Origin of the sequence: Halobacterium hubeiense (genome assembly GCF_001488575.1) — an archaeon.
GTDB lineage: Archaea > Halobacteriota > Halobacteria > Halobacteriales > Halobacteriaceae > Halobacterium > Halobacterium hubeiense.
In genome coordinates, this window is sequence record NZ_LN831302.1 from 2,166,184 (window position 1) to 2,187,044 (window position 20,861).

22 protein-coding genes are annotated in these 20,861 nt (G+C 69.4%); 7 read left to right on the forward strand and 15 right to left on the reverse strand.

The genetic code is table 11. From position 1 onward, the window contains the following. Nucleotides 1–35: 35 nt before the first annotated feature. The gene (locus tag HHUB_RS11480) at nucleotides 36–323 is read right to left on the reverse strand and encodes a DUF7536 family protein (protein ID WP_059057740.1); all 288 of its coding nucleotides are present in this window, start codon (nucleotides 321–323) and stop codon (nucleotides 36–38) included. An 85-nt stretch (nucleotides 324–408) separates the two neighbouring features. Here HHUB_RS11480 and HHUB_RS11485 point away from each other — a divergent pair, with 85 nt between their 5' ends. Beyond that, the gene (locus HHUB_RS11485; protein WP_059057741.1) at nucleotides 409–1,365 is read left to right on the forward strand and encodes a succinylglutamate desuccinylase/aspartoacylase family protein; all 957 of its coding nucleotides are present in this window, start codon (nucleotides 409–411) and stop codon (nucleotides 1,363–1,365) included. 256 nt (nucleotides 1,366–1,621) lie between these two features. Continuing rightward, nucleotides 1,622–2,695 carry a pyridoxal-phosphate dependent enzyme gene (locus tag HHUB_RS11490; RefSeq protein ID WP_059057742.1) on the forward strand — a complete coding sequence of 358 codons (1,074 nt, stop codon included), beginning with the start codon at nucleotides 1,622–1,624 and terminating at the stop codon, nucleotides 2,693–2,695. Here the strand turns inward: HHUB_RS11490 and HHUB_RS11495 are convergent, their stop codons facing one another. Both HHUB_RS11495 and HHUB_RS11500 read right to left on the reverse strand, forming a co-directional pair. Continuing rightward, nucleotides 2,696–2,911 carry a DUF7511 domain-containing protein gene (locus tag HHUB_RS11495; RefSeq protein WP_059057743.1) on the reverse strand — a complete coding sequence of 72 codons (216 nt, stop codon included), beginning with the start codon at nucleotides 2,909–2,911 and terminating at the stop codon, nucleotides 2,696–2,698. It abuts the gene before it with no gap. Between the two features lie 91 nt (nucleotides 2,912–3,002). After that, a complete protein-coding gene (locus HHUB_RS11500; protein WP_059057744.1) occupies nucleotides 3,003–4,265 on the reverse strand; it encodes a tRNA(Ile)(2)-agmatinylcytidine synthase in 1,263 nt (420 codons plus the stop codon). Between the two features lie 141 nt (nucleotides 4,266–4,406). Here HHUB_RS11500 and HHUB_RS11505 point away from each other — a divergent pair, with 141 nt between their 5' ends. Continuing rightward, nucleotides 4,407–5,369 (forward strand): transcriptional regulator, encoded by a 963-nt coding sequence (locus HHUB_RS11505; RefSeq protein WP_059057745.1) that lies wholly within the window; start codon nucleotides 4,407–4,409, stop codon nucleotides 5,367–5,369. Nucleotides 5,370–5,399: 30 nt separating this feature from the next. Here HHUB_RS11505 and HHUB_RS11510 read toward each other — a convergent pair whose 3' ends face one another. From HHUB_RS11510 to HHUB_RS11530, 5 genes are all read right to left on the reverse strand, one after another. Beyond that, nucleotides 5,400–5,645, reverse strand: coding sequence for a glutaredoxin family protein (locus HHUB_RS11510; RefSeq protein ID WP_059057746.1), 246 nt, complete (start codon nucleotides 5,643–5,645; stop codon nucleotides 5,400–5,402). 54 nt (nucleotides 5,646–5,699) lie between these two features. Beyond that, nucleotides 5,700–7,088 (reverse strand): NCS2 family permease, encoded by a 1,389-nt coding sequence (locus HHUB_RS11515; protein WP_059057747.1) that lies wholly within the window; start codon nucleotides 7,086–7,088, stop codon nucleotides 5,700–5,702. Nucleotides 7,089–7,220: 132 nt separating this feature from the next. Further along, nucleotides 7,221–7,934: a phosphoribosyltransferase family protein gene (locus HHUB_RS11520; RefSeq protein ID WP_059057748.1), complete on the reverse strand. Its 714-nt coding sequence runs from the start codon at nucleotides 7,932–7,934 to the stop codon at nucleotides 7,221–7,223. Nucleotides 7,935–8,025: 91 nt separating this feature from the next. Next, a complete protein-coding gene (gene pyrE / locus HHUB_RS11525; protein WP_179204573.1) occupies nucleotides 8,026–8,553 on the reverse strand; it encodes an orotate phosphoribosyltransferase in 528 nt (175 codons plus the stop codon). A 213-nt stretch (nucleotides 8,554–8,766) separates the two neighbouring features. Further along, nucleotides 8,767–9,312, reverse strand: coding sequence for a CDP-2,3-bis-(O-geranylgeranyl)-sn-glycerol synthase (locus HHUB_RS11530; protein ID WP_059057750.1), 546 nt, complete (start codon nucleotides 9,310–9,312; stop codon nucleotides 8,767–8,769). A gap of 90 nt (nucleotides 9,313–9,402) precedes the next feature. Between HHUB_RS11530 and HHUB_RS11535 the strand changes: the two genes are divergently transcribed. Then, entirely contained in the window at nucleotides 9,403–10,242 is an 840-nt protein-coding gene (locus tag HHUB_RS11535) for a proline dehydrogenase family protein (protein ID WP_059057751.1), read from the forward strand. A gap of 48 nt (nucleotides 10,243–10,290) precedes the next feature. Continuing rightward, nucleotides 10,291–10,896, forward strand: a complete 606-nt coding sequence (locus HHUB_RS11540; protein WP_059057752.1) for a DUF502 domain-containing protein — start codon at nucleotides 10,291–10,293, stop codon at nucleotides 10,894–10,896. Nucleotides 10,897–10,917: 21 nt separating this feature from the next. Here HHUB_RS11540 and HHUB_RS11545 read toward each other — a convergent pair whose 3' ends face one another. Then, the gene (locus tag HHUB_RS11545; protein WP_059057753.1) at nucleotides 10,918–11,112 is read right to left on the reverse strand and encodes a hypothetical protein; all 195 of its coding nucleotides are present in this window, start codon (nucleotides 11,110–11,112) and stop codon (nucleotides 10,918–10,920) included. A gap of 89 nt (nucleotides 11,113–11,201) precedes the next feature. After that, nucleotides 11,202–12,128, reverse strand: a complete 927-nt coding sequence (locus HHUB_RS11550; RefSeq protein ID WP_059057754.1) for a branched-chain amino acid transaminase — start codon at nucleotides 12,126–12,128, stop codon at nucleotides 11,202–11,204. A gap of 142 nt (nucleotides 12,129–12,270) precedes the next feature. On the opposite strand from HHUB_RS11550, the gene arcD reads away from it, so the two are divergent. After that, a complete protein-coding gene (gene arcD / locus HHUB_RS11555) occupies nucleotides 12,271–13,725 on the forward strand; it encodes an arginine/ornithine antiporter ArcD (protein ID WP_059057755.1) in 1,455 nt (484 codons plus the stop codon). Nucleotides 13,726–13,743: 18 nt separating this feature from the next. On the opposite strand, the gene HHUB_RS11560 is transcribed toward arcD, so the two are convergent. The 4 genes from HHUB_RS11560 to twy1 form a co-directional block, all read right to left on the reverse strand. Beyond that, nucleotides 13,744–15,486 (reverse strand): Na+/H+ antiporter NhaC family protein, encoded by a 1,743-nt coding sequence (locus HHUB_RS11560; protein WP_059057756.1) that lies wholly within the window; start codon nucleotides 15,484–15,486, stop codon nucleotides 13,744–13,746. A gap of 111 nt (nucleotides 15,487–15,597) precedes the next feature. Then, nucleotides 15,598–16,260: a 3,4-dihydroxy-2-butanone-4-phosphate synthase gene (gene ribB / locus HHUB_RS11565; protein WP_059057757.1), complete on the reverse strand. Its 663-nt coding sequence runs from the start codon at nucleotides 16,258–16,260 to the stop codon at nucleotides 15,598–15,600. Next, entirely contained in the window at nucleotides 16,244–16,948 is a 705-nt protein-coding gene (locus HHUB_RS11570; protein WP_059057758.1) for a DUF120 domain-containing protein, read from the reverse strand. The genes ribB and HHUB_RS11570 overlap by 17 nt, the downstream gene beginning before the upstream one ends. 69 nt (nucleotides 16,949–17,017) lie before the next feature. Then, entirely contained in the window at nucleotides 17,018–17,974 is a 957-nt protein-coding gene (gene twy1 / locus HHUB_RS11575) for a 4-demethylwyosine synthase TYW1 (protein ID WP_059057759.1), read from the reverse strand. 141 nt (nucleotides 17,975–18,115) lie between these two features. Here twy1 and argS point away from each other — a divergent pair, with 141 nt between their 5' ends. Then, the gene (gene argS, locus HHUB_RS11580; RefSeq protein WP_059057760.1) at nucleotides 18,116–19,870 is read left to right on the forward strand and encodes an arginine--tRNA ligase; all 1,755 of its coding nucleotides are present in this window, start codon (nucleotides 18,116–18,118) and stop codon (nucleotides 19,868–19,870) included. A gap of 148 nt (nucleotides 19,871–20,018) precedes the next feature. Here argS and HHUB_RS11585 read toward each other — a convergent pair whose 3' ends face one another. After that, entirely contained in the window at nucleotides 20,019–20,858 is an 840-nt protein-coding gene (locus HHUB_RS11585; protein WP_059057761.1) for a MinD/ParA family ATP-binding protein, read from the reverse strand. Nucleotides 20,859–20,861: the final 3 nt, after the last annotated feature.

Sequence of the window (20,861 nt, forward strand, 5' to 3'; positions counted from 1 at the left end):
GGTCCGCGTACAATAGGCTTTCTTCGGCGAGCCAACTACTCCAGCCGGCGGTAGAGCCGGTAGGCAGCGCCGGCAGTGAACGCGAACGTCGCCAGCAGGCCGACGGTGAACGCCAGCACGGCCGCCAGCGCGACCAGGTACGCCGTCGAGTACGGCGACCCGCCCGACGCCACGACGAAGAAGTAGTACGTCGCGACGGCGACCAGCAGGCCGACCGCGAACCCGCGTTTCGCCTGCGTCACGACGCCGAGCGCGCGCACGAAGTTGTCGACGCCGGGGCGGTCGGACGCCGCGTCGGCCGGCCGCTCGGACCGCTCGGACATACTCGGGGGTTCGGTGGGGCGCGTGAAAACTGCGCCGATTCCGGGACCGAACCGCTCAAGGCCACGCGTGCGTGGGATTACTGTAATGACTACGCTCGGCACGGCGTCCGCGGACCCCGGGGAGTTCGACACCGGTCGGCTCACCGTGGGCGAGATGCGGGACGGCACCGCAGTCGGCCTCCCGGTCGCGGTCGTGAACGGCGAACGCGACGGGAAGACCCTCTACATGCAGGCCGCAAGCGACGGCGACGAACTGAACGGCGTCGGCGTGCTCCGCCGCGTCCTCCCCCAGCTGGACCCCGCCGAGCTCGCGGGCGAAGTCCGCGTCGTCGGCGTCACGAACTTCCACGCGTTCCAGGTCGCGGAGCACCGCAACCCCATCGACGACACGAAGCTCAATCGCGCGTACCCCGGCAGCGCGAACGGTTCGTCCTCCGAGCGCATCGCCCACGCCACCTTCTCCGCCGCCGAGGACGCCGACCTCATTCTGGACCTCCACCAGGGCTCGACCTCCCGGATGCTCAACGAGGTGCGCGTGCGCTGCGGCCGCCACCACCGCCTCCACGGCGACTGCCTCGAACTCGCGAAGGTGTTCGGCTGCGGCCACGTCCTCGACCAGAAGGGCCCCGAGGGACAGCTCGCGCGCGCCGGCCCCGCCGAAGGTATCCCCACCGTCGACCCCGAACTCGGCGGCGCCGTCGGCTTCGACGAGGAATCCATCCAGTACGGCGTCGACGGCGTGTTCAACGTCCTCCGCTACTACGGCTTCCTCGACGGCGACGTCGAGACCGAGCGTCAGACCCGCGCGAAGGACTTCGACCGCTACGGCTCCCCCGTCGGCGGCATCGTCGAGTACAAGCAGGCCCTCGGCGACGACGTCCGCGCCGGCGACACCCTCTTCGAAGTGACCGACGTCTTCGGCACTCTCAAAGCCACCGTCACCGCCGACAACGACGGCGTCTTCTGGCGCTCCCGGCGGCTCCCGCAGGTCGCCACCGGCGAGTACGTCTGTTCCGTGGGGACGGACGTGGACAAATACTAAACACGCACTTTTTCCTGCGCTCGCGGCCTGCGGCCGCTCGCTTGCAAAAACTTGCGGAAAAAGCACTCCTCCCTCACTTCGCTTCGCTCCGTTCGGTCGTCGGCCTCGCGGCTTCGCCGCGAGTGAACCGCTCGCGCCGGCGGCTCACGGGTCGCTACGCTCCCCGTTCGCGCAAACCGAGGCGCGTAGCGCCTCGGGCGCTCGCGGATGCTCGTCCATCGCCACGCTCAGGTGGCTCGTCCTCGTTCTCGGGAGTATGCTCGAATGCCGTTCCTGCGGTCGAACCTACGAATCCGGCTCGTCAGAGCCGTGGCGCTGCGAGTGCGGGCACGCGCTGGACTTCGCCGAGCAGCCGCTGCCGGACAGCGACGAGCCGGACATCGACCCCCGCGAGGGCCTGTGGGCGTTCGACGAGTTCCTGCCGATTGGCGCGGAGGTCACGCTCGGGGAGGGGTGGACGCCGCTGGCCGAGTCCGAGAACTGGGACGCGCAGTTCAAGCTGGACTACGTGTTCCCGTCGGGGAGCTACAAGGACCGCGGCGCGTCGCTGACGCTGTCGCGGGCGGCCGAACTGGGCGTCGAGCGCGTCGTGGAGGACTCCTCGGGGAACGCCGGGGCGGCCATCGCGCAGTACGCCGCGCGCGCCGGTATCGACGCCGACATCTACGTGCCGGCGGACGCGAAGCAGTCGAAACTCGACGCCATCGAGGCCGCGGGCGCAAACGCGGTGCGAATCGAGGGAAGCCGGCAGGACGTGACCGACGCCTGCGTAGACGAAGCGGTCGGTGGGGACGCGTGGTACGCGAGCCACGCGTGGAACCCGGCGTTCTACGCGGGGACGTCCACGTTCGCGCTCGAACTCGCGGCGCAACGCGACTGGACGGCGCCGGACGCGGTGGTGCTGCCGCTCGGGCACGGGACGCTGTTCCTCGGCGCGTACCGCGGCTTCCGCGCGCTCGAAGCGGCGGGCTGGACGGAGTCGGTGCCGCGGCTGCTCGGCGTGCAGGCGACCGGCGTCGCGCCACTCGTCGAGGAACTCCACGGCGCCGAGGAAGCGGGGATGAACGACGTCGCGGACGGCATCCAGATTCGAGCGCCCGCGCGCGAGGACCAGATACTGGACGCCATCGAGGCGACCGACGGCGACGCCATCGCGTGCAACGCCGAGGCGACCGAAAGAGCGCTGGACGCGCTCCACGAGCGCGGGTTCTACGTGGAGCCGACGAGCGCGGTGGGTGTCGCCGGCCTCGAAGCGTACCGGGAGCGCGGCGTCCTCGAACGCGACGACGACGTTGTCGTCGCGCTGACGGGCAGCGGCCTGAAGAAGTGACTACCGGCAGTCCGCGACGGAGACGAACGCGTCGCCCTCCGCGGTCACCCACGAGGTGACGAGTTCGTCGCCGTCGGCGTTCGCGGGGAAGAGGGTACACGCCCGCTCGCCGTCCTGCACTTCGACGTGCGCGGCGAGTCGGCCCGCAGCGGTCTCGCTGTCGGTCGTCTCGCGAGCGACGCCAGCCTCGTCGGGGGTACGGCGGTCCGGGCGCATAGTTGCACGTAGGGCGCGTACCGGGATAAAGCGTTGTGGCTGCCTGCGAGTGAGTAACAAGCGGCGAAAGAGACTTATTCCTCAACCCGGGCTACCGCTCGGGGTGAGTCGGGGCGTCCCAGTCGCCCCGAATCAGGGGCTTGGCGACGTGGCGGCGCGCGCACGGCGGCACCTCGTACCAGCCCGCGTCGAGGTCGCGGTCGACGGCGCGCTCGACTTTCCCGGGCGCGCTCGTCCCGCAGTCCCGGCAGCGGTAGCCCTGCCCGGCGCCCGCGCTCTCCATCGACGTCCCGCAGTCCGGGCACTGCGGCGTCACCGACTCCGTCTCGTTCAGGCTCCTGACGGCGAACTTCTCTAACTTGAGCGTGCCGTCGCTGACCTCGCCGCAGACCGTGACGCGGTCGCCGGGTCGGAGCGCGCGCACGCGGTCGCGGAACCGCTTGGTCGGCTCGAACGCCGCGCACTCCACGCGCGCACCGTCGTCCTCCACCGGGACGAAGACGTGGCCGCCGCGCCGCGTCTCGGGCTCCCCGACGACGGTCGCGTCCGTGCGGTACGCGCGGCCGTCTTCGAGGTCAGCGACGTCGGCCGCGCGGAGGTGGGCATCAGTCCCCTGATTCGTCACGAACAGCTCGCTGGCGTGGACCGGCTCGCTCTCGATGGAATCCGCGAGGTCGGCGACGGTCTCGGCGTCGTCGCCCCGGATGCCGTAGAGGATGGGGCCGGGCGTGTGCGGCACGCAGACCAGCTCGCCCTCCTCGCGGTCCACGGTGTCCCACGCGTCAGGGTAGGCGGCGTTCGCGGCGGCGAACACGCTCTCGGCGTCCACGTCGCGCTCGGTCCCCCAGCGGTCCGGCTCGCGGTAGTCGATGCGCTCGTGCGTCCAGTCCTCGAAGGCCGTCCACGCGCCGACGGCGGCGAGCGCGCCGACGACGCCGCGGCCGTTCTCCCACTGTGCGGTCTCGTAGCCGTGTGCGGCCGCCAGCGACTTCGCCTCGCCGGGGTCGAGGTGCGCTCGCATCGCGCGCTCGGCGAACTCCGTGATTGGCTCGGGCGCGTCGGCTTCGGGCGCGACCACGACGCCCGGGTTCGTCCGGGGGTCGTCAGTCTCCGCGACCTCGCCGACGACCTCCTCCGCGACGGCCAACCCCACTCCGGGGTCGACGTCGGCGTGGACGGCGAGCGCGGCGTTCCCGCGGGTCTTGTACTCGACGGCAGGGTTCAGGCGCACGAGCAGCACGCGCTCGACGCTCGCCCCGCGCTCGCGCAGCCGCTCGGCGACGAGGTGAGCGGCGTACGTCGTACACATCCCGCGGTCGCGGGAGTCCGTGTCGTCGAGGGCGACGACCGTCATTCGGCGCGCCCGTAGGACCCGCGCACCTTTCGCGCTTCCGGTCCCCGAGCGGGGATAGTGACCGACGAATGACCGAAACCGCGGGGAAGCGCCGCCGTATCGGCACAACGCATATATGTGGCCGACGGCTTACCCTCGTGTATGTCACGGTCGGTACTCATCGAGAACGTCACCGCCATGCTCGCGGACGCGGGGTTCACGGTGAGCGACCGGTGTGCGACGCGGCCCAAGAGCTTCGACGTGGCCGCCCGCCGCGACGAGGACGTCATCCTCGTGAAGATTCTGGGCAACATCGACGCCTTCGACGCGCCGACCGGCGCGGAGATGCGGCGGCTCGGCACCTACCTCGACGCCACCCCGATGGTCATCGGCCTGCGAACCCGTGACGAGGAACTCAAACCGGGCGTCGTCTACTTCCGCCACGGCGTCCCCGTGCTCAGCCCCGACACCGCGATGGACTTCTTCGTGGAGGGCGTCCCGCCGCTCATCTACGCGGCGCCGGGCGGCCTCTACGTGAACATCGACGGCGACGTGCTCGCGGACCGCCGGCAGAACGAGGACTTGAGCCTCGGCCAGCTCGCCAACCAGCTCGGCGTCTCCCGGCGCACCGTCTCGAAGTACGAGGACGGCATGAACGCCAGCATCGAGGTCGCGATGGAGCTGGAGGAGCTGTTCGGCGGCGACCTCACCTCGCCGGTGTCGGTGATGGACGGCGCGGAGGAAGTCCGGGACGCCGAACCCACCCCTGACGACCCCGAAGCCGACCCCGAGGACGTGCCCGTGCTCTCCGTGCTGGCGCGCGTCGGCTTCGAGGTCCACCCGACGGATCGCGCGCCGTTCAAAGCCGTCAGCGAGGACGCCTCCGGCGCGGACCGCGTGCTGACGGGGCACTCGTCGTTCACGGACGCCGCGGTCAAGCGCGCCCGCATCATGAGTTCGCTCGGCTCGATTACGCACACCCGCGCCGTCTACGTCGTCGACGAGGCCTCCCGGGACTCCGTGGACGACACCGCCATCGTCGAGCGCGAGGAACTCGAAGACGTCGAGGACTCCGACGAGTTCCGCGACCTGCTCGCCGACCGCGGCGCGCAGTCGGAAGCCTGACCACAGATTCTCTCAGCGGCAAAAACGCCGTTACGCGCCGTACGTCTCTTCGAGGTATTCGACGATGTCGTCGCTCTCGGGCATCCCCTCGATGCCGTGGTCGGTGTCTACGAGGACGGGGACGCCGGTCTGACCGCTGACCTCCTCGACTTCGCCGCGCTCGCTGTGCGAGCTCGGGACCTCGTGTTCGACGTAGTCGAGGCCGAGTTCGTCGAGCTTCGTCTCGACTTTCGCGCAGTACGGGCAGCCCGGGAGCTTGTAGAGTTCGAGTGTCACGCCCGCACGTACGCGGCGACGACGCAAAGAAGCCGGGGATGCGGCGGACGGCGCTCAGACCGCGGCAGCGAGCGTGCCGCTGGTGCGGACGTAGAAGTAGACGACGAATGCGAGCGCGAGCAGCCACTGGCCGGCGGAGACCTCGTCGTACTCGCCGACGGCGACCTTCACGACGGGGTAGGAGACGATGCCGGCGGCGATGCCGTAGCCGATGTTGTACGTGAACGGCATCACGAAGACGGTGAGGCCGGCGGGAATCGCGTACGTCATGTCGTCCCACGCGACGTCGGTGACGTTCGCGAGCATGATGACGCCGACGACGACCAGCGCGATGTGGCTGGCGTACAGCGGGACGATGGCCGCCAGCGGGACGACCACGAGGCTCGCGAGGAACAGCAGCGCAACGACGAGCGCGGTGAGGCCGGTGCGGCCGCCCTCTTCGACGCCGGTCGCGGACTCGATGTACGTGGTGACCGTCGAGGTCCCGAGCATGCTGCCGACCGTGGTGCCGATTGCGTCGGCCATCAGCGGCTTGTCGATGTCCGGGAAGTTGCCGTCCTCGTCGAGGAAGCCCGCGACCTGTCCGACGCCGACGAGCGTGCCGGCGGTGTCGAAGAAGTCCACGAAGAAGAACGTGAACACGATGAGCGCGAACGCGAACACGTCGATGCCCTCCGCGGGCGCGCCGACGAGCCCGTCCACGAACGCGCCCGCCAGCGGCGTGATGTCGTACTGGGCGCCCGTGATGGACGTCGTGAGCGTGCCCGGCGCGACGACGCCGGCCCACTCGATGACGTAGGCGGCGACCGTCGTGCCGAGGATGCCGACGACGATGGAGCCGGGGACGCCGCGGGCGTACAGCGCGAGCGTGAAGAACAGCCCGGCGACGGCCAGCGTCGCGGCGGGGTCGGTGGCGATTTGGCCGAGCGTGACCATCGTCGCCTGGTCGGCGGCGACGACGCCCATCTCCTGGAGGCCGATGAGCGCGAGGAAGCCGCCGATGCCCGCGCCGACCGCGAGCTTGACGGGTTCGGGGAACGCGCGGATGATGGCCTTGCGGGCGCCGGCGGCGGTCAGCAGGATGAAGATGATGCCTTCGACGAACACCGCGGCGAGCGCGACCTGCCACGGGATGCCGAGCCCGATGACGACGGTGTACGCGAAGAAGGCGTTGAGCCCGAGGCCGGGCGCTTGCGCGAACGGGCGGTTGGCGTACAGCGCCATCACCGTGGTCGCGACGAACGCCGAGAGGATGGTGACGACCGCCAGCATCTGCTGGACTTGGTCGCCGGTGTACCCGGGGATGGAGATTGCCTGCCCGAGCGTCGCTGGGTTGACGAGGACGATGTACGACATCGCGAAGAACGTCGTCACGCCCGCGAGCGTCTCGGTCCGGACGTCGGTGTCGTGGTCGTCGAGTGCGAAGTAGTCAGCGAGCCCCATTATGATGCACGTTCGGGCATAACTACACCTCCCGCTTAAGCGTTGTTATGCACGTTGGTAGTCCGTGCCCGCTGCGGATGAAGAACCGTCCAGAATATCCACGCGCGTGCCCAGAATCGGGCGTCGCGACCGTTATTCGAGGTTCGCGAGCGCGCCGACGGGGGCGTCGGTGAGCTCGCGGGCGCGCTCGACGCCGTCGTCGCCGACCGCGATGAGCGTGAACACGCCGGTGACGTCGGCGTCCGCGGCGTCGGCGATGTCCAGCAGAATCTCCTGGGTCTCGCCCGACCGGATGAGGTCGTCGACGACGAGCACGGTCTCGCCGGCGTCGATGGCCGATGCAGGGAGGTAGTAGGTCAGTTCGATGCCCGACGCGAAGCGCTTGCGGGCCTCGATGAACTCCTCAACGGCAGTCTCCTTGGACTTCTTGGCGTACGCGCACCGAGCGCCGTAGTAGGAGGCCAGCGACGCCGCGAGCGTGATGCCGTCGGTGGCCGCGGTGAGGACGACGTCCGGCCGCTCGAAGTCGAACGTCTCGGCGGCGACGGGCGCCACCAAGTCGAGGAACGACTGGTCGAAGACGACGCCGGAGTTGTCGACGTAGCCCTCGTCGTCGAGGCGGACGCGCGCCTCCAGCTCCTCGCGCAGGAGGTCGGCACCGGCGTCCTCGACGACTTCGCGGGCGCGCTCGGCGCTCGGGAGGACGTGGCCGTTCACGTAGCGGTTGAGGTCGCCGGCGGGGAGGCCGGTCTCCGCGGAGAGTTCGTCGTACGTCCGGGTCTCCTTGAGCGTGCGCAGCACGTCGACCGCTCGCAACTGGAGGGCGGCCTTCTCTGCTCGGTTCATACAGGTACCCACGTTTCCACAAACTTGAATATCCCGGAACTGTCGGCGTGCGAAGAAATCACAAACGCGCCCATTCCGGGCGGCACCCCGATTACTCGGCGTCCAGCAGGTCGCTGGCCGTCACGAGCGCCTCCATCTCGACGCCGTGCTCGGCGAGCAGTTCTCGGCCGCCCTCCTCGCGGTCCACCACGAGCAGCGCGCGGTTCACTTCCGCACCCGCGTCCCGAAGTGCCTCCACGGCGTCCACCGCGGACTGGCCGGTCGTCGCGATGTCCTCCACGACGACGACCTCCTCGCCGTCTTCGAGGCGGCCCTCGATGCGGTTCCCGGTCCCGTACTCCTTGGCTTGCTTGCGCGCGATGACGTACGGCACGTCGGCCTCAACCGAAGTCGCGGCGGCCAGCGGCACGCCCCCGAGCGCGACGCCGCCGAGTTTCGCGTCCGCGTCGAGGCGCTCGGCGAACGCCTCGGCGATGGCGCGCAGGCAGTCCGGGTCCGTCTCGAAGAGGTACTTGTCGACGTAGTACTCGGAGGTGCCGCCGTGGGAGAGCTCGAACTCCCCGAATTTGACGGCGTCCGCGTCGCGGAGCAGCTGAACGAGGTCGTCGGTCATTACCAGAGTTGGCGGGCCACCCGACCAAAAGGGGTGCGATTACCGAGCCGAGACGAATGTGGTGGAGCATCCGCGAGCGAGCGGTCTGAAAGACCCGAGCGAAGCGGTTCACTCGCGGCGAAGCCGCGAGGCCGACGAGCGACCGGAGGGAGCGAGGAGTGCTTTTAGTGCAGGTTTTGCCGAGGGCGGCCGCAGGCCGCCCGCAGCGCAAAACGTGCGTTAGTATGGCTCGTTCTTCAGTCCCAGCAGGTACGCAATACCGTTGGTGACGACGTGCAGCAGCGGGGTGAGCACGAGGATGGCGACGACGAGGTCGAGGGTGAAGGTGTCGGCGAACCAGCCGCTGGCGGCGACGGCGGCGAGCGCGAGCGCGACGACGACGAAGTCGAGTTGGTCGAGGAGGGGGAAGGCGGCGCCGCGTTCGCGGCCGGTGCGGCGCTTGAGGAAGGAGGCGAGGATGTCGCCGAGCATCGCGCCGGCGGGGAGCGCGACCATGGCGGCGGGCGGGAACGTCGGGAGTGCGACGCCGAGCGCGTCGCTGGCGGTCGGTTCGACGGCGTTCAGGACGGCGGCGAGGGCGACGCCGGCGAGGACGCCGACGGCGGTGCCGCGCCACGTCTTCCCGTCGCCGAGCACGCGCTTGCCGCCCAACGTGGCGCCGCCGTCGATGGGGCGGCCGCCGCCCGCCAGCACGGCGGCGTTGTTCGGCACGTACGCGGGCAGCATCACCCAGACTGCAGTCGCGACCGTCGCTGCGAGACCCATGCGTGGGGGTGGACGCGGCCGGCGGAAAAACCCGCGGGTTCGACCGGGGGAGGCGCGTCGTTTAAGGGACGCGGCGCCGGAGATTTTCGTATGATACCGCCCATCGCGAGCAACTTCGTCGCGGGGGAGACGCCCGCGGAGGCCGTCGAGCACGCCGAGTCGCTGAACGCTCGCGGCGTCGCCGCCATCCTGAATCTGCTGGGCGAGCACTACGAGCAGCGGCCGCCCGCCGACGAGGACGCCGCGGCGTACGAGGCCCTCGTGCGGGACATCGCCAAGAGCGGCGTGGACGCCTGCATCTCGGTGAAGCCCTCCCAAATCGGGCTGGACGTCGGCGAGGACGTGTTCGCCGAGAATCTCGCGGACATCGTGGAGGTGGCCGACGACCACGGCGTGTTCACGTGGGTGGACATGGAGGACCACGAGACGACCGACGCCACGCTGGACGCCTACGAGGACCTCACCACGGAGTACGGTGGCGGCGTCGGCGTCTGCATTCAGGCGAACCTCAAGCGCACGGAGGAGGACCTCGAACGGCTCGCGGCCCTCCCCGGGAAAGTCCGGCTCGTGAAGGGTGCCTACGACGAACCGTCGTCGATAGCGTACACGCGCAAGGAGCGCGTGAACGAGGCGTACCGCGACTACCTGGAGTTCATGTTCCGGGAGTTCGAGGGCGGCGTCGCGGTGGGGAGCCACGACCCGGAGATGATCGCGTACGCCCGCGACCTCCACGACGAGTACGGCACCGACTACGAGGTCCAGATGCTGATGGGCGTCCGCGACGACGCGCAGTTCGACCTCGCGGCCGACGACGTCGACGTCTACCAGTACGTGCCGTACGGCGGGAGGTGGTTCTCGTACTTCTACCGGCGCGCGATGGAGCGCAAGGAGAACCTGTTGTTCGCGCTGCGGGCGGTTCTGGGCCGGTAGGGCGGTCGTCTCGAAATCCCTATACGTCGCCGCTCAGTGGACTCCCGTATGACCTCGTGGAAGCGGGACTTCGCGAGCGGGCTCATCGTGCTCGCGCCGATTCTGGTCACGCTGTACGTCCTCTACTGGCTGTTCTCGCTCATCGCGCGGTTCTCGCTGCTGGCGACGAACGTCGACGACCCCGTGGTGGCGGTCAGCATGACCGTCGTCATCTTCGTGCTGCTGGTGTTCTCCGTGGGCTACCTGATGCGGACCGCGCTCGGCACGTTCGCCGAGGAGGTCTTGGACGACCTCATCAACCGGCTGCCGGGGCTGCGCATCGTCTACAACGCCTCGAAGATGGCCGTCGAGACGGTGCTGTCCGGCGGCGCCGACGAGTTCCAGAAGCCCGTGAAAGTCGAGCCGTGGGAGGGGATGCGGCTGACCGCGTTCAAGACGGGGAAGACGACCGACGACGGCCGCGAGGTGGTGTTCATGCCGACCGCGCCGAACATCACCTCCGGGTTCGTGATGGAGCTGGAGCCCGAGGACGTCATCGAAGTCGACGAGTCCACGGAGGACGCGCTGACGCGCGTTCTCAGTGCGGGGTTCGGGGAGAACGAGCGGGACGTCCCGGAGCCGTTCGTCGACGACGAGGACGAGCCCGAACAGTGAGCCGGCGCGGCGTCGCGCGGGTCAGTCGTCCGCCGCCTGCGTCCGGTGGTTCACCCACTCGATGTCGAGAATGTCGGCCGCGCAGGGCTCGCAGAGCGAGAGGGTGACGCGCCGGCGCTCGCCGTCGGCGCGGTCGAGCCGGAGCGCGTGCGGCGTCGCGGCGCGGTCACCGTCGTTGCAGTTACTACAGATGGACCGACTGGCCGCGCTGTTCACACGTCACCGAGGTGCCACGCGGTTATAGGAGGGGGTGGTTTTGACGCCGGTGGTCTTTTCGAGGAAGTGAGTGACAGTCCCGTTCGGGTTCAGACGTAGTGGAACCACTCCTCGCGCTCACCGGACTCCACGACGTCGAAGAACGCCTGCTGGAGCTCCTCGGTGACCGGGCCGCGGGTGCCGGACCCGATTTCGACGTTGTCCACCTGCCGGATGGGCGTGACCTCGGCGGCGGAGCCGGTGAAGAACAGCTCGTCGGCGGTGTGGAGTTCGCCCCGCGAGATGGAGACGTCGTCGTGGACGGTGTAGCCGCGCTCCTCGACGAGCGTGATGACGGTGTCGCGGGTGATGCCGTCGAGGATGCTCTCGGAGAGCCCGGGCGTGAAGATTTCGCCGTCGCGCACGAGGAAGAGGTTCTCGCCGGGGCCTTCCGCGACGTTGCCCTCCTTGTTGAGGACGATGGCTTCCGTGAAGCCGTTGCGGCGGGCTTCCTCGCCGGCGAGCATGGAGTTGACGTAGAGGCCGGTGGTCTTGGCGTTGGTCGGAATCTGACTGGAGGCGTGCTTGCGCCACGACGAAACCATCACTTCGACGCCCTCTTCGAGCGCTTCCTCGCCGAGGTAGGTGCCCCACGGCCACGCGGCGATGGTGACGTCCGTCGGGCAGTCCTTCGGGGAGACGCCCAGCGAGTCGTAGCCGTAGTAGGCGATGGGGCGGACGTAACAGGACGCGAGGTCCTGCCGGTCGAGCAGCTCGACGGTCGCCTCGGTGAGCTCCTCGCGCGTGTAGTCGATGTCGAGGTCGTAGGGCTTCGCGGACGCGAACAGGCGGTCTAAGTGTTCCTCCCAGCGGAACAGCGCGGGACCCTCGTCGGTGTCGTACGCGCGGACGCCCTCGAAGACGCCGCTGCCGTAGTGCAGCGCGTGCGTGAGCACGTGGGTCGTGGCGTCCTCCCAGTCCACGAAGTCGCCGTTCATCCAGATGGTGTCGACGTCCATGTCGTCGAATCCGCTCATACTCGCGGGAAGGGCGGGCCGTCTCATAAAACCACGAGTGCCGGCTACGGGCGAGGGTTGCCGCCAGTCCGAGAAACCGTGTGAATGCTCAACAATAATTCAACCGAGAGGCTTAATTACTGGAGAGAATTACAAGCGGCCGATGAGCGACCACGCACCGCTCGTGTACGAGGACATCGACGAGGCGCTCCGGCCGAGCCTCGGCGAGGCGCTCGTGCCGATTCTCGCCGTCGTCGTCTCGCTCGGCGTCGGCTCGGGCTACCTCGGCCTCGCACCGCACGCACCGCTGCTCTGGAGTATCGCATTCACCGGGCTGTTCGCGCGCTACCGGCTCGGCTACGACTGGGACGGCGTCTACGACGCCGCCGCCTCCGGCCTCAAGATGGGGCTGCAGGCGATTCTCATCCTGTTCGTCATCTACGGGCTCATCGCCACGTGGATTAGCGCCGGCACCATCCCCGGCCTGATGTACTACGGGCTCGGCACCCTGACGCCCGTGGTCTTCCTGCCCGTGACCGCCGTGCTCGCCGCCATCGTCGCGTTCGCCATCGGCTCCTCGTGGACGACCGTGGGGACGCTCGGTGTCGCGTTCGTCGGCATCGGCGAGGGACTCGGCGTCCCGCTGGCGATGACCGCGGGCGCCATCGTCTCCGGCGCGTACGCCGGCGACAAGCAGAGCCCGCTGTCGGACACCACGAACCTCGCGGCCGCCGTCACCAACGCCGACCTCTACGACCACATCAAGGCGATGCGCAACGGCACCGCCATCGCGTTCGGCCTCGCCGTGGTCGCGTACGCCGTCCTCGGCGTCTACTTCATCGAAGGGGGTAACCCCGACGTCAGCGCCATCACCGGCCCGCTCGCCGACTCGTACGCGCTCGGCCCGCTGGTGTTCCTGCCGCTCGTGGTGACCTTCGGGCTCGCGGTTCGCGGCTACCCGCCGCTGCCCTCGCTGATTGCGGGCATCTTCGCGGGCGCGCTCACCACGGTATTCGCGCAGGGCGCGAGCTTCACGTCCGCGTGGAACATCTTCCTCAACGGCACCGACCCCGCCACCGGTAGCGAAACCGTCAACGGCCTCCTGACCGCGGGCGGCATCTCGGGGTCGGCGTGGACCATCGCCGTCGTCGTCGCCGCGCTCGCGCTCGGCGGGCTGCTCGAACGCACGGGCGTGCTCGCGACGCTCGCCCACAACCTCACGCAGGCCGTCTGGTCGCCGGGGTCGCTGGTCGCCGGCACCGGCCTCGCGGCCATCGTGACCAACGCCTTCTCCGCCCAGCAGTACATGAGCATCGTCGTCCCCGGAATGAGCCTCCGGAACCTCTACGAGGAGTACGACCTGCCCGAGACGGACCTCTCGCGGGCCGTCGAGGCCGCCGGCACGCCGACGGGGCCGTTCTTCCCGTGGCACGCCGGCGCCGTCTTCATGACGAGCCAGCTCTACCCGAACACCCCGGGCGCCATCTCGTGGCTGTGGGTGCCGTTCTACTTCTTCGGCATCCTCTCGCCGGTCGTGCTGTTCGCGATGGCGCTGACCGGTCACGGCTACACGCAACAGTCCGACCCCGCGGAAGCCGCGCCAGCCACGGACGACTGACGCCGCGCCCGCTCGCTTTTACGCGCCCAGCGTCGCGAACGCGAACACCAACAGTAGGTACGCCGCGACGACGACGACCGCGACCAGCGGCACCAGCGAGAGGTAGTCGTGGTCGCCGCGCACGCCCGCGGACTCGCCGTTCTCGACGCGCTCGACGGCGGCCTCGTCGACTTCGGACGCCGACGGCATCACCTCCGGCAGCCCCTTCCGGCGCGCGTCGAGCTTGTTCAGCGCCAGCACCGCACCGACCGTGAGCACGGCCGCCAGCGGGAGCGCGACGTACGCCGACTGCACGCCGAACCCGTACAGCACGAGGACGACGATGGTCGCCCCCGCGGCGGTCGCGGCGAACGGAATCTGGGTGCTCACGTGGTCGACGTGGTCCGAGCCCGCGAAGATAGAGGACATCACCGTCGTGTCGCTGATGGGCGAGGAGTGGTCGCCCCAGATGGCGCCGCCGAACAGCACGCCGACCAGCACGGGCAGCACCGACGGGCCCGCGAGCTGGTAGCCGAGCGGAATCGACAGCGGCGTCAGAATCGCCATCGTCCCCCACGAGGTGCCAGTGGTGAACGCGACGAGCATCGCGGCGACGAAGACGATGAGCGGGAGGAAACTCCCGGGCACGCCGCTGCCGACCATCGTGTCCACGATGAACTGCGCGGTGCCGACGCGCTCGGCGGCGAGCCCGATGGCCCACGCCAGCACGATGATGGCGAGCGCGATGTTCATCGTCTTGAAGCCGTCCACGATGGTGTCGCTGGCTTCCTCTAAGTCCATCGTGCCGTACGCCAGCGACCCGACGAACCCGGTGAGCATGAACGCGAACGCGCCGAACAGCAGCCCCATCGCGACGTCGGTCTCCTGGAACGCGGTGGCGACGTCGACGCCGGACTGGTGGCCGCCGCCGAGGTACCACATCGAGACGAGGCCGACCGCCAGCAGCGCGAGGATGGGCACGAAGAAGTTCACCAGCGAGGGATTCTTCTCGCTGGGTTCGCCGACGTCGTTGGAGACGTCGGACAGCGGCGTGGCGTCCTCCCGAATCGTCGCGCCGGTGGCGCGGGCGCGCCACTCGGCGTCCAGCATCGGCCCGTAGAACCGCTGGGTGAGCGCGATGAACCCCACCATGAAGAACGCCATGAAGCAGTAGACGTTCCACGGAATCGACTGGAGGAACAGGCCGAACGGCGTCAGCCCCAGCTGTTCGGCGGAGACACGCGCGGCCTCGAAGCCAGCGATGATCATCGACACCTGGTAGCCGATCCAGTTCGACACCGGGCCGAAGGTGGTCACGGGCGAGGTCGTGGAGTCGAGGACGTAGGCGTGCATCTCCCGCGAGGACTTGTTCTCCTGGGAGAGCTCGCGGGTGGCGTTGCCCGTGACGACGGTGCTGGTGTACGAGTCGAAGAAGATGAACACGCCGACCAGCCACGTCAGCACCTGTGACTCGCGGGCGGTGCTGACGCGGTCGCCGATCCAGCGTTCGAGCGCGAGAATCCCGCCCGAGCGGTAGATGAACGCGGCGCCCGCGCCCATGAACAGGATGAGGATGATGAACTTCGCGTCGAACGGCGACCGCACGACCTCCACGAACCACTCCATCGTGAGCGCGGTCGCCGCGATTGGATTCCACGATTCGACGATGAGCGCGCCCGCCCAGACGCCGGCGAACAGCGACACCAGCACCTGACGGGTGACCATCGCGAGCGCGATGGCCAGCAGCGGCGGCGCCAGCGCGAGGAGTCCGTACTCTGCCATCCTCCGCTACTACAGAATAACTAGTGATAAAACTACGGACGTGGCGTTACGCCGGCAGAACGACGACGAACATCCACGGGGGCGGAGAACCGGCCGTTGAGAACCGAGCGGTTACTCGCCGAACGCCGCCAGCAGGTCGCTGCCCTCGACGTAAACGAGGCCCTCGCGGTCGGCGTACGCCTTCGCGTCGGCGACCGAGAGCGCTTCGCCGGTCTCGTCGTCGAGCATCTCGCAGACGACCGCCGCTGGCGCGACGCCGGCTTCCGCGGCGAGCGCGACCGCGAGCTCGGTGTGGCCCTTCCGGTGGGACAGCGACGGCGCCGCGCGCAGCACGTGGACGTGGCCGGGCGCGCGGAACTCGTCGGCGAAGTCCACGCTCGCGGGGTCGCTGGCCGCCTTTCCGAGTTCGGTGATGGTGAGTGCGCGGTCCTCGTCCGTGATGCCCGTGTACGTGTCGCGGTGGTTCACGGGGAGCGAGAACGACGAGCGGTCGTCGTACCCGAGGTGGCCGTGGTCGGCGGCGGGGTGGTCGATGACGTCCCCGAGGAACGGGAGGTCGAAGGCGTCGGCGGCGTCCTCGCCGACGGCGACGCAGATGAGGCCGCCGGCGTCGTTGCGGAGGCGCGCGACGTCGTCGGGCGTCACCGACTCGGCGGGGTAGACGAGGTCGACTTCGCCCTCGCGGTCGGCGGCGTCGTGGACGAGCACGGGGTCGCCGGCGCGGAACGCCGCGACCGCCTGCTCGACGCGGGTCACGTTACTGCTCTTCGACACGGACAGTCACCTCGTCGCCGTCGAGGAGGCCGAGTTCCTCGCGGAGCTTCTCGGGCGCGATGAGTTCGACCTGCGTCTCGTCGTGGTGGGTGCGGTCCGGCACGATGACGTGCGCCGGGGAGAACGTGCCGTCGTCGCTCTCGACGGTGGCGTGGTAGCACGTCGCCGGGCCGTAGGTGCGCTCCTCGTCCTCCCAGCCCTCGATGCGGACGCCGTCCATCGCTTCGAGCGCGGAGCGGGCGCGCTGGCTCTCCGCGCTGAGGTCGACGTTGAGCGTGCCGAGGTACGGCTCGTAGCCGAGCTTCTCCTCGAACTGGCGCATGTAGCCGGGGAGGCTGATGTAGTGGCGGCCCTCGCCCATCCCGCTGGTGACGGTGCCGTCGAGGGCGAGCTCGCCGGAATCCTCGAAGATGCGGCGGTAGTCCTCGTACTCGCGTTCGAGCGTGCGCTCGCCGTCCTCGGTGATGGCGACCCACTGGCCGTCGTTGACGAGGTCCCGCTGGACGAGCCCCGCGTCCTCCAGCGCCTGGAGGCGCCGGGAGGCGGTCTGGTTGGAGGCGTCGAGGCGGCCCGCGAGGTCCCCGCAGGAGACCTTGACTTCGCCGCGGCGCGCGCCGTCGAGCGCGAGCAGCTTCAGCACGGCGAGCTCGTCGAAGCCGACCTCGCCCGTGCCCGTTGCTTGCGACATACCCGCAAATTCGGGCGCGCGCCGCATAAGAATACCGGAAGTGGAACGCGTCCCGAAAGTGAGAGCGCGTCAGTCGGCCGCCGAGCCCGCCCAGAACTCCGAGTCCGGCCGGAGCTTCGGCACCCACGTGTCCTCGTCGCGGGCGAGCAGCGCCACCCGCGAGACCTCCTGGTCGCGCAACACCGTGTGCTCGGGCATGTGCGCTTGGACCTCGCGGGCGAACTCCAAGACGTCCTCGTGGTTCGGCATCGTCTCCCGGTCGAGGCGGTCCCGCGAGTCGCCGACGTGCATGTACGCCTTCAGCTCCACGAAGTCCGGGTCCGCGCGGTCGAAGAAGCCCGCGTACCAGTCCGGGTTCGCCATGTTCTCGCCGCCCACCAGCGTCGTCCGCAGGACGGTCCGGGTGTGGTCCTTGTCGTGGAGGACGTCCATCGTGTCCACGAGCTTCTCCCACGCGTCGTCCTCCTGTGCGCCCACCACGTCGTCGAACGTCGCGCGCTCGGGGGCGTCCACGGAGACGTACAACTGCGTCGGGTCGCACTCCGCCAACACGTCGGGCCGCGTCCCGTTCGACACGAGGAACGTCGTCAGGCCGCGGTCGTGGAACTCCTCCAGTAGCTCCGGGAGGTAGGGGTAGAGGGTGGGCTCGCCGTCCAGCGAGATGGCGACGTGGCGCGGGTCCATCGCCTCCTCGAAGCGCTCCCTCGGGACCTCGTCGTTGCCGCCGAACCCAGAGAGCAGTTTCTTCTGGAGTTCGATGGAGGCGTCCACCACCGCCTCCGGGTCGTCCCACTCCACGCCGTCCAGCTCGTACGTGTGGCCGGCGTGGTCCCGCCAGCAGAACACGCAGCGCTCGTTGCACCGCACCACGGGCGTCATCTGGATGCAGCGGTGCGAGCGGATGCCGTAGAAGGCGTGCTTGTAACAGGTGCCCTCGCCGCGCAGGGAGTTCGCCGTCCAGCCGCAGGTCTGGGCGGCGGTGTGGTTGTCGTGGTGGTAGTCCGGGTCGTCCACCTGCTTGGGCATACCCGTGGTTCGGCCAGCGCGTGGAAAAACGTGGCGTTCGGCGGCCAGTCCCGGCGTCCACGTCCCCGACGGCCGCCGGCCTGCGTCCGCCCGCTCGCCCGCTTCGGAAATCCCTTTAGCCGTCGCGTCGAACGGGCGAGCATGTTCATCGCTTTCCGCCGGGAAGTCGAGGCGGCCGTCGAGGCCGCGCTCGACGACCTCGGCTACCCGACCGAGGACCTCGGCATCGAGGAACCGCCCGCGGACGTGCCCGCCGTGCTCGCGTCCAGCGTGGCGTTCCGACTCGCCGGCGAGGCGCAGGCGCCGCCGCCGGAGGTCGCCGCCGAAATCGCCGACGCCGTGGACCTTGCCGACGCCGAGTACGTCGCCGACGCGTCCCCGCAGGGGCCGTACGTGAACTTCACGCCCAGCAAGGCGTACTTCGACGGGGCGCTCGAAGACGCCCAGGAGACCGACTGGGGGCGGCTCCCCGACGCAGACACGTCGGTCGTCGTCGAGCACACGAGCGCGAACCCGACGGGGCCGGTCCACGTCGGCCGCGCTCGCAACCCGATTCTCGGCGACGCGCTCGCGCGCGTCTTCGACTACGCCGGCTACGACGTCACCCGCGAGTACTACGTCAACGACGCCGGCCGGCAGATGGCCGTGTTCACGTGGGCGTACGAGACCTTCGACGAGAGCGACCTCCCCGAGCCCGGGCGCGAGAAAGACGACTACGAGCTCGTGCGCTACTACCGGAAGGGCAACGAGTTCTTAGAGGATGGCGACCCCGAGGCCGTCGAGGAGGCCGAAGCCGAAATCGCGGCCATCATCGAGGGGCTTGACGCCGGCGACGAGGCCACCTACGAGCGCGTCGAGGAGGTCGTCGACCAGGTGCTGGGCGGGATGACCGAGACCCTGGAGCGGCTGCCCGCGGAGTTCGACGAGTTCGTCAAGGAGACGCGGTTCCTCCGCGACGACTCCACCCACGAGGTCGTCGAGCGCCTCCAGGACTCCGAGTACGCCTACGAGGAGGAGGACGCGTGGCAACTCGACCTCGAGGAGTGGGACATCGAGCAGTCGTTCGTCTTCCTGCGCTCGGACGACACCACGCTGTACACGACGCGGGACCTCGCCCACCACGAGTGGAAGTTCGACACCTTCGACTACGCCATCACCGTGCTCGGCGAGGATCAGGAACTCCACGCGAACAAGCTCAACGCCGCCTTGGACATCCTCGGCAACGACACCGACCAGCTCGAAGAGGTGTTCTACGCGTGGGTGAACCTCCCGGGCGGCGAGTCGATGAGCACGCGGCAGGGGACGGGCGTGGACATGGACGACCTGCTCGACGAGGCCGTCTCGCGCGCCGAGGACGCCGTCCGCTCCCGTCTGGACGACCGCATCCGCGGCGACGACCTCACCGAGGACGACGTCGAACGCATCGCCCGGCAGGTCGGCATCGGCGCGGTGCGCTACGACATCGTCTCCAAGCAGCCCACGAAGGCGATTACGTTCGACTGGGAGGACGCTCTCGACTTCGAGGGGCAGAGCGCGCCCTACGTCCAGTACGCTCACGCCCGCGCCTGCGGCATCGCGGCTGAAGCCGACGGGCTCGACCCCGAACTCGACGCCGGCCTGCTGGACACGCCCGAGGAACGGGACCTCCTGGAAGCAATCGCGCGGTTCCCGGGCGTCGTCGAAGAAGCGGCCGAGGACCGCGAACCCCACCAGGTCGCGACGTTCGCCCGCGAGTTCGTGGACACGTTTAACGCGTTCTACCGCTCCCGGCACGTCCTCGGCGAGGACGTCGACGACGACGTGGCGGCCGCGCGCCTCGCGCTCGTGAACGCCGCACAGCACACGCTGGCGAACGCGCTGGACGTGCTCGGCATCGAAGCGCCCGAGTCGATGTAGAAGGGGTTACAGCGCGCCGACGAACGTCAGCGAGCCGTAGACGATGAGCAGTGCGACCACGACGTAGACCAGCAGCCAGCCGGTCGAGACGGAGTTCTCGTTTGCCATACCCGACACTCGGCGGCCGTGTTCGCTTAATTGTTCCCGTTCAGCCGAGGCGGCCGCCCGTCAGCCGCGACAGCAGCGATTGCCGCTCGGGTTCATCCTCGTCGGCGACCTCCGCGAACGCCGCTCCGGCCGAGACCTCGCCCTCCGCCTCACCGTCGCGGAACGAGACCGGCGGCGACTCACCCAGTAGCTCGTAGCCGAGTTCGCGGTACGACTGCGCGGCCGGGTTCTCGGGCGCGTAGACGACCAGCGGCTCGCCGGCCTCCTCGCTGTCCGCGACCGCGCCGTCCTCGGGAATCGTCCCGAGCAGCGGCGCGTCGATGCGCTCGACGGCCGCCTCGACGTCCACGGCGGAGCCGCCGACGCGCGTCAGAATCAGGCCCGTGACGTCGCCGCCGACGCGCTCCGCGAGGTCGAGGGTCTTCGCGGTGTTCTCCAGCGCGGCGACCTGCGGCGTGGAGACGAGCAACACGTCGTCGGCGAGCCCGAGCGGCACGGTCGTGTCGTGGCTGAGGCCGCCGCCCGTGTCCACAATGGTGACGTCGTACTCCGCGCGGAGGTCCTCGGCGACCTCGCGGAGCTTCGAGGGGTCCGCGCGCCCGAAGTCCTCGATGTGCGTGCCGCCGACCATCGCGTCGAACTCTCCGCGCGCCTCCGCGACGGCGTCCAGCGCGTCCGCCTCGCCGGCGAGCACGTCGTGGAGCGTCGCCTCCGCGGGCTCCACGTCGAGGACGGCGCCGACGTTCGACATCCCGAGGTCGTAGTCCACGAGCACGACCGAGCGGTCGGCCTCCGCCATCACCGCCGCGAGGTTCACGGCGGTCGTCGTCTTCCCGACGCCGCCCTTCCCGGAGGCGACGGCGAACACGCGTCCAGTCATTAC